We start from the raw sequence: 12,402 nt of genomic DNA, 5'->3' as shown, positions 1-12,402 counted from the left end.
TCAGAAGGCTCGATCTATAGGGACCTTGTCTGGTGCATCGGTAACTAAAGGTCCGCTTGAATTAGTCGGCTAATACCACGGCCGGGCGCTCCTGATCGGGCTGGCCAGCGCGCGACTTCGGCGAAATAGCCGTCCAGGTCCCACTGCAAATTCGGTTCTTGAGCTCTTACTCATGTTCGTCGCGCCAAGCTTCCTGACCTTGGCGCTTTTAGTGTGGGCCCGAGCGCGCCATCGCTGGCTGTTTCCCATCGGCGGCGGCCATGTTCGATATCTGCGATGTGCATGATCGGTATCCACCCTGGGCAATTCCTCTTACAAGTGCCGCGATCCACGCTGGAAGTTGTGGCATCCATCGTTCTTATCTCTGCGAAGAAACCAGGGAATTCCCCGACTATCTAAGGTCGGAAGGCCAGGTTGTTCATAAATTGCCGCTTCGTAACGATTCACAGACAGTCATTCTGCCGCCTAGCGCGATTTGAGCGACTCACGGTAGGCTATTGTCCTCCACAGTCCTGATGCGAGACGAGACACGAAATGGTTGCTGCCGCCCACAAACTCCCCACGTCAGGCTACGCGCTCGAAGTGGATGGCCGATTGAAAGCCGAATTTATGACCAAAGTCGGAGCAAAGGCAGGGGCAGAAGATCTGAAGAAGCGCTTTCCAATGCTTCAGGTCGGAATTTACGATGCGCAGACTATGAATCGAGAAGAGGTATCGCTTCCGCGAGCTTAGGTACTCATCGAAAGGTTCTCTTGGTGCGCGAGCGGCCGGACTAGCTCCGAGCCGCACAAGGTGTCCCTCTATGGCTTGGTCACCGGCGGTCGTCCGTGAAGAGCTGGCCAAGCCATTGAGCGGGAGTCTGATTTTTAGAGCAGAGCTCTCAGGTTGTTCTGCGCGTCATCATCGCGGCTTCTGCGAAAAGGGCGCGGATCGGAGTCTCGCACGGCTGTGGCCCGCTTGCACAGCTGGCATCGGCGAGTCTGCGGACATAATCGCACGGGTCTCAAACCAATCGGAGTTGCTCTGATCAATGCGAACTGCTTAAGTCCATTCGTCCGCACAGAAGATCTGCCGTCCTGCCCATCCTGGCGACGTGCAAGTATGGCGAGAGGGGCCGGCTGCTTAAAGCGCAAGCGGCCGCACCGATTCCGTCAGGATCGGGCACGTTGATCCGCCACCGAGCCAGCGGTGCAGGCCGAGGCCAAGCTCGTCCAGTGTTTTGATCTTCATAAGCGGTCCCGTCTGCTGGTCAGAGACGCAAACTGTGCGTGTGGCGCAGCGGCGACCACCAGATCCACAGCACCGCCGCCGCGTCAAGCACGCTGCTGGCCAGCAACGTGGCACAGAGGCCCAATGCGGCACCCGCCGCGCCGACGACCAGCGAGCTAGTGGCGCCAGCCCCCACATCACGCTCCGGATGCTCGCGTTCACCCGGCCCCTGCTGCACGTTGTAAATCTCCTGGCCAACCGACAGCAGGAACTGAGACAGTGCGACGCACATTACCGCGGACCACCACGGCCGGGTGAGAAGGCAGCCAGGCATCCTTCCAGCGCTGAGCGCCAGCGCTGCCATCAGCACCGGCCCGAGGCCGATCGCGCGTCCCACTCACGGTGCGGTGACTGCGCCGACGACGCCACAGGTGCACCGATGCCGAGCACCATGCCGAAAGTCCCGCCCTCCAAACCCAGATCTTTCGTGCAGCAGGAAGACCGCCGAATATGCGTTGTACCAAAAGATGAAGGTGCCAGTCGCCAACGTGACTGCCTGTGTGATCCTGCCGACTGGGCCTGTTTCCTGCCCGGTGCTGCGTTGCTGACGCTCGTGCCGCTGCGTTCGCCCTCGCGCGCAGCGGGCGGCTCGACCCAGCTACTCGGCCATATGGCCGAAGGCTAACCACTGTGTTCGGCACCCCGATTCTGCAAGCGGGCCGTTCCTGGCCGGCTGGCTGGCGAGCGCGTTCTCCGCGCCGACTTGCCAACGCGCTCGCTTGGCTGAGCTCCAACAAATTCTCCGCCTGGACCCAGCCGAGTCCGGTCCACCAGCGTTGGTACGCACACCGGATAGGTCATCTCGGCGTTCACCGCCACCACCCGACCAGCTCCGTCGCCGTACACAGCTGGATCATTCCGAGGTGTCCGAGGCCGGCCAGCAGCGGAATTCAGGCCAGCGTTGCCGCCATGACCAAGACGGCGATCAACAGGATTGACCGGTGCGGGGGCGATCCACGGTGACGCCGGCGAACGGGCCCGCCACCAGGTACGGCACCCAACCGCAAGCCACTAGCAGCCGGTCTGCGGGTCCCGCGCCCAGCAGAGTGATCGCGGTAAGCGGCAGCGCCAGGATGGTCACCTGGGAGGTCAGCAACGACCCGTCTAGCCACGACCTGGGCTTTGAGAAGGATGGGACTCTGGATCGCATTCAGTGTCCAGACCACCGAGACGGCCGAGACGAGGAGACCTCCAGAGGCAAGAGTGGCGGCCTGGATTGCCGTGACGGGTTTGTAGCCGCGAGAGAGGCTCGCGGTGCCCGTCGCGGAGAACCGCGATGTCCAGGCACAATCAAGTTTCGCAGAGCAGCCCCGGCCGGGCCAATTTTTATGACGAGATCACGAATAGACTCATTGCCGAGCTAGAGGCGGGGTGTGTGCCCTGGGTACAGCCGTGGGGAACGGCCGCGGCGAAGGCGCCGCTTGCCATGCCTCACAATGCAGCAACACATCGGCGATATAGCGGCATTAACATCCTGATCCTATGGGGCGCTGTGGTCGAGCGGGGCTTCTCCGGCCAGAGCTGGCTCACCTTCCGGCAGGCATTGTCTCTGGGTGGCCACGTCCGCAAAGGAGAGCGAGGAACGACCGTCGTCTATGCTGACCGCTTCGTGCCCGAAGAGGAGAGGAAGCGGGCGATTGAGGCGGCCGACGAAACCAAAGCGATTCCCTTTCTGAAACGTTTTACGGTGTTCAATACCGACCAATGTGACGGGCTGCCAGCCAAGGTGTCGACGACGGCGCCTCTCCCGTTACCTCACATGATCGAGCCACAAGTCGAAGCGCTGATTAGTGCCAGCGGCATCGATCTTCGGATCGGCGGTGACCGAGCTTTCTATTGTCCCTCTGAGGACTACGTTCAGGTGCCATTTCCGGCCGCCTACTTTGAGCCGATCAATTGGCACCGCACGGCTCTGCACGAGCTGGCTCATGCCAGCGGCCATTCCTCTCGGCTCAACCGGGATCTATCCGGAAGTTACGGCACCAAGAAATACGCCTTCGAGGAAATCATCGCGGAGATATCCGCCGCATTCTGCTGTGCTTCCCTCGGCATCGTGCCGACCGTGCGGCATGCGAACTACATTGGTTCGTGGCTTGAGGTGCTCGGCGAAGACAATCGCGCAATCGTCCGCGCCGCTTCGCAGGCCAGCAAAGTCGCGGATTATCTGCTCGCGTTCTTGCCTGATCTCGCCTTGAGCCCGGCGGAAGAGCCTGCCCACGGCGAGGCCGCCTGATGCTGTTCGATGCTTCCGAACTGGCACACCGCCTCGCGCGCGAGGCCGAGGCGGTGTGCCACCACTATCTCTCCAATGGTCGGCGCGTGGGGCGCTACTGGCTGGTCGGCGACGTCCGCAACACGCCAGGTCGCTCGATGTTCGTGCGGTTACAGAAATCTCCGAAGGGACCTGCGGGCAAATGGACCGACGCCGCCACGGGCGAACATGGTGATCTCCTCGACATCATCCGCGAAACCTGCGGCTTCATAGAATTCCGCGATGTCGTGGACGAAGCAACGCGCTTCCTTAAGCTGCCTCGGCCGCACCCGGATCTCCCAACGAAGCCCGTCCACGCTACAGTAAAGGCAGGATCACCGGAAGCGGCGCGGCGGCTGTTCGCGATATCTCGGCCGATCGAGGGGACCCTCGTGGAGGCATATTTGCGCGGACGCGCCATTTTCGAGTTGCACTATGGAGCGAGCCTGCGCTTCCACCCACGCTGCTACTATCGGCCGGATGAGGACGCGCGGACCGAGATTTGGCCTGCAATGATTGCCCGCGTCACCGATCTCGACGGCCGGATAACAGGCGCGCACCGGACCTGGCTTAATCCTGAGGGTTTTGACCCGATCCGGCTCGGCAAGGCGCCGATCGACACACCACGAAGGGCAATGGGCGATCTGCTCGGCAACGCAGTTCGTTTCGGTACGGCGAATGATGTGCTTGTCGCGGGCGAAGGGATCGAAACCATCCTGTCGCTGCGCTACGCACTGCCTACCTTGCCAATGGTCGCCGCACTATCGGCCAATCACCTAGCTGCCATGCTGCTCCCGCCGACGCTGCGTCGCCTCTACATCGTCCGGGATGCGGATGCGGCGGGAGACGCAGCGACGGCCGCCCTCAGGCAGCGCTCAGAGGCTGCTGGTATCGTGGCGATCGCTTTGTCTCCTCGGTTGGGAGATTTTAATGAGGATCTCCGCACGTTCGGCATCCACGAGCTTCGAGCGGCCATGCGCATTCAGCTCGCGCCGCAGGACGTCACCCGCTTCTTGGTGATGGCGGAGGAGAGTTAAAGCCGGCATTGCTGGCGCCGTCGTCACGGCAGATCGATGGGAGGTCCATGGTGCCCAGGAGAGGCCGCGCCCTGGCCTTCTAGAGGGCGATCGGACAGCAATCGGAACGGACCGGCAATGGCTGCGCCCGGCTATTTTCCGCCGGCGGTGTTCACCCCGCGAAGAAAGCTTCGCGGGGGGCCCGGCCACGCCCCTTTGCATCGCGAAACAAAATAGCCGGACTTCGCCATCCTCCGCTGTCGCTACGGCCCTTCGCTTCGCTTCGGGTTCTGATCCGTTCCGCCCGCTGTCAGGTGATCGCCACGAAGCCGCGATGGGCGCGGCCGATCCGGGCAAAGGACCTCGACCATGACATCCGATCTCAACGACCTCGATTTCGAACCAACGCAGGGCTCATCCCCGATTGATCACGTAATTAGCGAACTTCAGCTCTTTGGCTACCGTCCTTTGAACGACGAGCCAGACCCGAGGCCGCTTCCCGAAGGCAAGATGATCGCGGGTGCTGTCGCCGATATGTTCGACGCCCTCGTCGCAACCCTAAGCGACACTCGCCTCGAGCCGGATCTCGATGACCTGCTCTGGTCGACGGTCAACCTGTTCCACCGTGCAACAGAGCGCATCGAGCGCGAGCTCGACGCCAACGAGCAAGCACAGCGGAAGAGCCAGCGTGAGCAGGACGGCTCGGAAATCAGATCGGTCGAACTCGAGCGGCTCACGGCCGAAGGCATCACGCTGGTCGAACGTCGCAACTGCATGGAGCTCTTCCGCGATCAATCCATCGAGCGCTTTCAGGTCCATACCGGCTCGCCCTGGCGTCCTCGCTCTGGATCGCTGGTCAATCATCGCAAGCTTACTGCGGCGATGATCGACTCCAGGGATTTCCTCGCCGCCAAACACCGGGCGGAGACCGAACTGTTGCTGCCGGCCGGCCCCAAAATTGCCCTAACCGGTGGGCTCGACTTCAATGACCATCATCTGGTCTGGGATCGACTTGACAAGGTCCACGCTAAGCATCCTGACATGGTGCTGCTGCATGGCGGCTCGCCGAAAGGCGCCGAACTGATCGCCGCCAAATGGGCGACCAATCGCAAGGTGCCCCAGATTGCTTTCAAGCCCGACTGGACCAAGCACGCCAAGGCCGCACCGTTCAAGCGCAATGACGCGATGCTGGAGATCTTGCCGATCGGCGTCATGGTCTTCCCCGGCACTGGCATCCAGAGCAATCTCGCCGACAAGGCGAAACGACTCGGTATCCCGGTCTGGAAGTTTGGGGATGGCGGCGCGTGAGCGCCGTCCATGCCGATTTCGAAATCTCCCTGCATGGGGCAAGCGTCGTAACCGACGCAATTGCGCCCCGAGCACATTCGCCACCTCGAATGTGGTTAGACGGTGAGCCGCACCTCTAACTAGTTCCGGCTTGAGTAACCTCGCGTCCAGGTGATCGTGGAAGGCGCGAATTGCTCTCGGACTTCCTCAATACCTTCGCGTCGGTCTATTCTGCTCAGATCTTTGCTCTCGCTGTAGACTCCCTTTCATTCCTGGTTAGGTTCACTGCCGGCGTGATGGTATTTCATAGTGCGGGCGCCATCGGCGCGTTGCTCGTCGGCATCGCTCCCGCCGCGATGATGCCCCTCATTGGTCAGATCACCTTTGCCACCGCGCGGTCATTTGTCTTGCGCGCAGCCATCGCGGCAGTCTTTACCATTTCGGCCGCCGTTGCCGTTATTATGTGATTCTCGGATATCCTATGTTGGAGTGCCATCCCCGCGCTGGCACGAGATCCTTGGCTGCATCGGTTCGATCTTCATCGGTGACACGGGGCGGGCGCGCATGACCGTCTTGGCCGAGCTTGGCCCGCTGCAGTCAGTCAGGGCAGGGCGAACCGAACGTCAACCAGTTCTCGCGGCTAGCACGGCTATAGCCCTTCGGCTCGGCGCCCAGGGTTCTCCTCAATCATTAGGCGCGTCGAGATCGCCAATGATCGGCATCGCAGGGAGGGGTGGTCTCCTCAGAGCACTACACGGCCATTATGCCAATCATCGGCAACTCTGTTAGTGTCGGGGCGGGCGTTCTCTAACGGCTGTTTCGGGGCGCCGACGCCCGACTTTTCCCGCAGGTTGTTTTCCTTTCTTCGCCTGACCCAATCGATCTCTTGTACAGGACGACCGACGTCCGCCGCCCCGTCTCCTTAAGGCTGTTCAGCGCACGGACGCACCTTGCCTCTTGATGGCTGATCTGGCCGAAGACCGGCTCCGCCTCGATCGTCTGAGCCGCAACGCCGCCGTTAAGACTTTCTTCCCCTGGGCTGACGCCCATTCCTCGCGAGCCAAGAAAGTCTTCCGGCTAGCGTCCTCCGCTACGCTCCGGCCCGCGAGCGGGTGCGTCGCCGATCGTCATTCGGCCTCTCGATCACCATCGAGGCCGCGGTGGTCGCGGGCTCGAAAACTCAAGGAGAAGTGACATGGCTAACATCGGTTCCTTTAAGAAGATCGGCAACGATTTTCAGGGCGAGATCGTCACGCTGAGCGTGCAAGCGAAGGGCGTTCGCATCGTCGCCGAGCCCAATCGCGCCAACGAGAACGCGCCCAGCCACCGCGTCTATGTCGGCCGGGCCGAGATCGGGGCAGCCTGGTCGAAGCGGTCAGAGGAGGGCCGCGACTACCTTTCGCTCAAGCTCGATGATCCTTCGTTCAACGCGCCGATCTACGCGAACCTGTTCGAGGATGAAGACGAAGGTCATACCCTGCTCTGGTCGCGGCCGCGGAAGAACGGCGACTAAGGTTCTCTCCTCCGAAGCCCCGCCCGACCCACTCGGGCGGGGCCCTTTTAGCCGCGCGACGGAAGCCGTTAATCTTTTGTTTACCTGAACTTAGGCCAACCGATTCGGCACGGCATCTCAATTCGTTCCCCCAAGTTTGCCGCAGCCGAGTCGGTGAAGAGTCAACCTTATGGGCAACAAATATACTGCATCGCGATCGGCGCGACTCACCCTATTTCTCGGCCACTACAAGCGCGTTCACCACTTCACGGAGCTGACGATGGCGAGTCCGTTCATGTTGTTTCCCGAGCCAGAAACGGTGACGCTTAAGCGCACTTGCCTGGCGCAAATGATTATCAGCCTTGCCGCGCTCACCTCGACCGGCGTCCTGCTATCGAAGGTCGTGACGGTGATGAATGGAATGCATTAGAGGCGCCGGCCAACTCAGGACAGAGCTGCCAGAAAGGCTGTAAGAATCTTAGGGCCGGACTGCACAGTGCCCAAGGCGCCATGCGGTCCGGCCCAACCATTGATCGATCCATTCAGACCAAAGCGAGGTCGACTATTGCAAACGTTGCCGCAGCAGACATCTTGCTAGGAACGAGCAGAAGGTCGTTGAAGACTTACTTCTTCATCTTCTTCTTTTTGGCCTTTTTCACGGTGGTCTTCTTCGCCTTCTTCGCTTTCTTGGCCATATGCCCCTCCGTTAAATCTCAAATGAGATCGCTTACTGCGCAGACCGGAATCGGCCCGCACACGAGAAAGCGTACCACAGAATATGCAAGATTGACATTGAGACGTCTTGTTCGCGAGGCTACCGCGTTCGAGTGTCTGCCGTGGGGCCAGCACGGGGGCGAGAGAAGGATTCTCGCAACCAGGGCCGATTGGCATTACGTGATCCGGTGTTGGGCGATCCGCAAAGACACTAGCAGAAACTTGCGCGGGCATGATCTCGACTCTGGCGGACTGATGCAATCGGCGCCCGAAATTACCCGCTGGGCCGTTCTGTTGCCCCATTTGGCCGAAACGATCAGCGCTCCGAAGTGCTTTCTAGCTTGGGGCAGGCCCTGAATCATCCCGTCATGTCTTCGCACCGCCGTGCGCGCGATGGCGTCGCTCGCCTTGATCCGGCGGGCTACGACGCATGCGACTGGGCGTGGGAGTTCTTGCGCCGGAACAAAGACTATATCGCCGAGTGGCGAGGCTCCGTTCCCCGACGTCTGCCGTACATCAGACTTAGCGATGGGACGTGGCTGTTGCGGCTGCGGCGACGCTTTCCTCGCGCCGAACGATGGGGACTTTATGCCTTTGCCGACCCCGCGCTATGCGCCCGGCAGGCACCGGTGTTCTGGCACGTCGATGCCCTGAAGCGGGTGATCCGCCTCAACACCCAAAGACAAAATGGGAACGAAAACACGCCCCCGTCTACGCTTGCGGACTTTAAGTTCAATCGAATGGCGGTCATCGGTGTCGACGAGGTCCCGTTGGTGTTGGTGAAGGGAGCGGGCGTTTATGTCCCCCTCGAAATCCGCGGTCTTCATGCCCTGACTGCGGCATTTGCGCCGGTCTTTGAGCTCCATGGCCTCGGCGACCTCTCCGCGCAAATCGAGCTTCTGAAGCGCCTGAAGCGTTTCACCGACCCTGTCCAGAGGCCGATACAAACGCCGCCATTCGCAAGCGACGAACGTATGCATCACGCCCTGATCGCGCTCGATGAAAGCCTGGAGGGCAAGACCTACCGCCAGATCGCAATCACGATCTTCGGGGAGAAAAAAGTTGCGGAGGAATGGTACGGGCATAGTCAATACTTGAAGGATCGCACGCGACGGCTTGTTGCCAAGGGAACCGAATTGATGAAGGGCGGCTATCGCGATCTCCTGAGCTAGCCGCTTCTTGTCGCGGCTGCTTGACGAGATTTGCTTTTGCAGGATGGCGAAACAGACCATGCCGCATTCGCCACTCCCAATCAGATGGCCAATGTGACGACGCTTCTTCTCACGCCTCGTGCTTGACGAGGTGGTTGACAAGGAGCGTCGGAAATGACGAAGTGTGACGACACAGGGTCCGATAAGCCGTTTCTCAATACAGTAGAGGCTGCTGCCTGGCTGCGCCTCACCAAGAATACCCTTGAAAAAATGCGGGTGAACGGCAGAGGGCCCGCCTACCGCAAGCACGGACGCTATGTCCGCTACCACATCGAAGACCTCATCGAATATTCGCAAGCCAATAAGCGGAGGTCAACCTCCGATGCTGATTGATCGCGCAAGTCGCTGGCGCCAACTGGCCGTGCTCTCGGCCATGTGCGCCAGCATCATCGCAGTGCTGATTTCCTTCGCGAACGGGATGCCGCTTTTGATCTACAACGCCTCGGGCAGCGCGCCACTCGGCTTCTACTATCTGGAGCAACGGCTGCCCGCGCACGGTGAACTGGCGCTGTTCAGACCGCCGCCGGTTATTGAGCTTTTGATCATCGCGCATGGCGTTTTGCCGCGGCCCGTACCCCTTCTGAAGCAGGTGGCTGCGGCCGGCGGCGATGAAGTGTGCCGCGCCAGAGCACCGATCGAATCAATCTTGGTTAATGGAAAGGTCATTGTAGAGGTGCTTCAAAACGATCGAGGGGGACGGCCCCTGCCAACCTGGGAAGGCTGCTTGCGGCTTGTTGAAGGAGAATTTTTCCTGCTGCAGCCGCACCCTCATTCGTTCGACTCGCGATACTTCGGCCCGGTGCTACGCTGCGACGTCCTAGGCGTGGCGCATCCGCTCTGGACCTGGAATCCAGATATTTGAAGTTCCATGACAGCGATCGTGCGTGTCAGAAAGGGCGCGCACCTTTCCCTGGTATGCCGCTGAGCCTTCGTTCGGGCACATCTCGAAGCTGCGGTGAAGCAAGCTCTTCCATTGAGATCAACGGACAGCGAAGCGGGAGGGCAAGATAAAAGCACTGGCGCCACGGAGCGCCTAAGTCGCTGTCTGCACATCCAAGGTTTAGCGCTCTCCGGATCTTTATTGTCACCAGGTTCGATCCAACGCAATGGCCGACTTGCCTATTGCGTCTTCGTCTTGGCGCGCGCTCGTCGGCTTCACATATCGGCAGCTTCTCCCAACGGCGGATGCATGCCATGCGAGAGATCGACGACGAATTCGAAGTGAAGCTCGGGCGGATTGGCAACCGCAGAGCCAGAAGGGCGACCAGCTATCTTCGACGCGTCCGCCATGAGGCGGCGAAGGCTGGCGCCGGTGCGCGAGCGGGTTCGTCGTTTCGCGGCGGCCGCATCGGCCGCGGCCACGCGCAAGGTGCGGTGTTGGCCGGGCGCGGAAGAAGCCAGGGCCAGCGCCGTGTCGTGGTCAAGGCCCGGATCGTGCGGATCAAGTCAGGTGACTTAAGTGCCGTGCGAGCCCACCTCCGTTACGTCCAACGCGACGGTGTCACGCGCGAAGGCGAGCCAGGGGAGCTTTACGACGCCAGCAATGATCGCGCCGATAGCAAAGCCTTTACGGAACGCAGCACGGGGGATCGCCATCAGTTCCGGTTTATCCTGGCGCCGGAGGACAGCGCAGAGCTGGCCGACCTGAAGCCGTTCGTCCGCGACCTCATGCGGCAGATGGAGCAGGACCTCGGCACCAGGCTCGACTGGGTTGCTGCCGATCATTTCAACACCGGCCATCCCCATACGCACATCGTCTTGCGTGGCAAGGACGGCGATGGAAACGACCTCGTCATCGCGCGCGACTACATCGCTCACGGCTTTCGAGCGCGGGCGGCCGAGCTCATCACGCGAGAGCTCGGCCCTGAAACAGAGATCGAGATCGCTCGCAAGCTTCAGCAGGAGATCACGGCCGAGCGGCTCACGCGGCTTGACCGGAGCATCCTGCGAGATGCTCAAGGCGGAGTTCTTGAGCTGGGTGCGCTGTCAGGACGGGAACCCTTCTGGCAAACGGCGCGGATCGGACGGCTGCGAACGTTGGAGCGCATGGGCTTGGCAGAGGAGAATGAGCCCGGCCGGTGGCGGATCGACGCCGAGCTCGAGCCAAAGCTCAGACGCATGGGGGAGCGGGGCGACATCATCAAGACCATGCACCGTGAGATGGCCGCTGCGGGAATTGCACGGGCGGCCGGTGACTACACGATCTTTGATCCGGAACGAGGCGTTCATAGCCTGGTCGGGCGGGTCGTTGGCGAAGGGTTTGCTGACGAACTGACGGAACGCCGCTATGTCGTCATCGATGGGGTGGACGGCCGAACGCACTATGCCGAGCTCGGTACCCTCGGTGCCAATGAGGAGCCACCTGTCCGGAACACGATTCTGGAGCTCAGATCGCGCGTTGCCGAACCGCGCGCAACCGACCGGACGATCGCAGAGATAGCCAACATGCATGACGGTATTTACAGCGATCGTCTGCATCGAGAATTCGATCCGAAGGCATCCGGCGAATATGTCGGATCGCACGTGCGGCGCCTGGAGGCGATGCGGCGCCAAGGGCTGGTAAGCCGTCTTGCCGACGGCAGCTGGAGCGTGGGGCGGGACTATTTCGACCGGGCGCTTCGGTACGAGAAACTCCAGCAATCGCGTAGTCCGGTGCGGGTCGCGGTGCTCTCATGGCAAAGGCTGGAGGATCTGCCGCAGGCGTTGGGTGCAACCTGGCTCGATCGTAAGCTCGTTGGGAAGGAGCCGGCTGAACTCGCGTCGACCGGCTTTGGCGCGGAAGTCGAGACGGCGTTGCGAACGAGGCGCCAATGGCTGATCGAGCAGGGGCTGGCGCGAGAGGAGGGTGGCCAGACGCGTTTTGCGCGGAACATGCTCGAGACCCTCGAGGCACGCGAGCTGGCGCGGACCGCTGCGGATATATCCGCGCGCACCGGCCTTGAACACGTTGATGCCAAGTCCGGCGACAAGATCGACGGCATCTACCGGCGTGTGCTGACGTTGAACAGCGGACGGTTCGCTTTGATCGAGCGATCCCACGAGTTCGTGCTCGTACCCTGGCGGCCGGTGCTGGAGCGAGCCCGTGGACAGTTGGTCACCGGTCAGGTCGGCGGGGAGGGCATATCCTGGTCGATCGGAATCAAGCGCGGGATTGGACGGTGA

12 protein-coding genes are annotated in these 12,402 nt (G+C 61.2%); 11 read left to right on the top strand and 1 reads right to left on the bottom strand.

The genetic code is table 11. The annotated features are described in order from the left end of the window. Nucleotides 1–534: 534 nt before the first annotated feature. Nucleotides 535–732: a hypothetical protein gene (locus tag HCN50_RS20195; protein ID WP_171711399.1), complete on the top strand. Its 198-nt coding sequence runs from the start codon at nt 535–537 to the stop codon at nt 730–732. Between the two features lie 517 nt (nt 733–1,249). Here HCN50_RS20195 and HCN50_RS20190 read toward each other — a convergent pair. Further along, entirely contained in the window at nt 1,250–1,606 is a 357-nt protein-coding gene (locus tag HCN50_RS20190; RefSeq protein WP_210264992.1) for a hypothetical protein, read from the bottom strand. A 939-nt stretch (nt 1,607–2,545) separates the two neighbouring features. Here HCN50_RS20190 and HCN50_RS20185 point away from each other — a divergent pair. The 10 genes from HCN50_RS20185 to rlxS all read left to right on the top strand — a co-directional run bounded on the left by HCN50_RS20185 (nt 2,546) and on the right by rlxS (nt 12,402). Next, the gene (locus HCN50_RS20185; RefSeq protein WP_171711398.1) at nt 2,546–3,502 is read left to right on the top strand and encodes an ArdC family protein; all 957 of its coding nucleotides are present in this window, start codon (nt 2,546–2,548) and stop codon (nt 3,500–3,502) included. Continuing rightward, complete coding sequence (locus tag HCN50_RS20180) at nt 3,502–4,557, top strand: DUF7146 domain-containing protein (protein ID WP_171711397.1); 1,056 nt, start codon at nt 3,502–3,504, stop codon at nt 4,555–4,557. The genes HCN50_RS20185 and HCN50_RS20180 overlap by 1 nt, the downstream gene beginning before the upstream one ends. Before the next feature lie 348 nt (nt 4,558–4,905). Then, the gene (locus HCN50_RS20175) at nt 4,906–5,844 is read left to right on the top strand and encodes a DUF2493 domain-containing protein (RefSeq protein ID WP_171711396.1); all 939 of its coding nucleotides are present in this window, start codon (nt 4,906–4,908) and stop codon (nt 5,842–5,844) included. A gap of 170 nt (nt 5,845–6,014) precedes the next feature. After that, nucleotides 6,015–6,290: a hypothetical protein gene (locus HCN50_RS33120; protein ID WP_210264991.1), complete on the top strand. Its 276-nt coding sequence runs from the start codon at nt 6,015–6,017 to the stop codon at nt 6,288–6,290. Nucleotides 6,291–7,018: 728 nt separating this feature from the next. Next, on the top strand, nt 7,019–7,336 hold the full coding sequence (locus tag HCN50_RS20165) for a DUF736 domain-containing protein (protein ID WP_171711395.1): 318 nt from the start codon (nt 7,019–7,021) through the stop codon (nt 7,334–7,336). Nucleotides 7,337–7,505: 169 nt separating this feature from the next. After that, entirely contained in the window at nt 7,506–7,745 is a 240-nt protein-coding gene (locus HCN50_RS20160; RefSeq protein ID WP_171711394.1) for a hypothetical protein, read from the top strand. 652 nt (nt 7,746–8,397) lie between these two features. Further along, nucleotides 8,398–9,201, top strand: a complete 804-nt coding sequence (locus tag HCN50_RS20155) for a DUF2285 domain-containing protein (protein WP_171711393.1) — start codon at nt 8,398–8,400, stop codon at nt 9,199–9,201. Nucleotides 9,202–9,354: 153 nt separating this feature from the next. After that, on the top strand, nt 9,355–9,573 hold the full coding sequence (locus HCN50_RS20150) for a helix-turn-helix domain-containing protein (protein ID WP_171711392.1): 219 nt from the start codon (nt 9,355–9,357) through the stop codon (nt 9,571–9,573). Next, nucleotides 9,563–10,102: a S26 family signal peptidase gene (locus HCN50_RS20145; protein WP_171711391.1), complete on the top strand. Its 540-nt coding sequence runs from the start codon at nt 9,563–9,565 to the stop codon at nt 10,100–10,102. Before HCN50_RS20150 ends, HCN50_RS20145 begins: the two co-directional genes overlap by 11 nt. A gap of 332 nt (nt 10,103–10,434) precedes the next feature. Further along, nucleotides 10,435–12,402 (top strand): relaxase/mobilization nuclease RlxS, encoded by a 1,968-nt coding sequence (gene rlxS / locus HCN50_RS20140; RefSeq protein ID WP_171711390.1) that lies wholly within the window; start codon nt 10,435–10,437, stop codon nt 12,400–12,402.

Origin of the sequence: Bradyrhizobium archetypum (assembly GCF_013114835.1) — a bacterium.
In the GTDB taxonomy this organism is placed as follows: domain Bacteria; phylum Pseudomonadota; class Alphaproteobacteria; order Rhizobiales; family Xanthobacteraceae; genus Bradyrhizobium; species Bradyrhizobium archetypum.
This window is presented reverse-complemented; position numbering and strand designations above follow the sequence as displayed.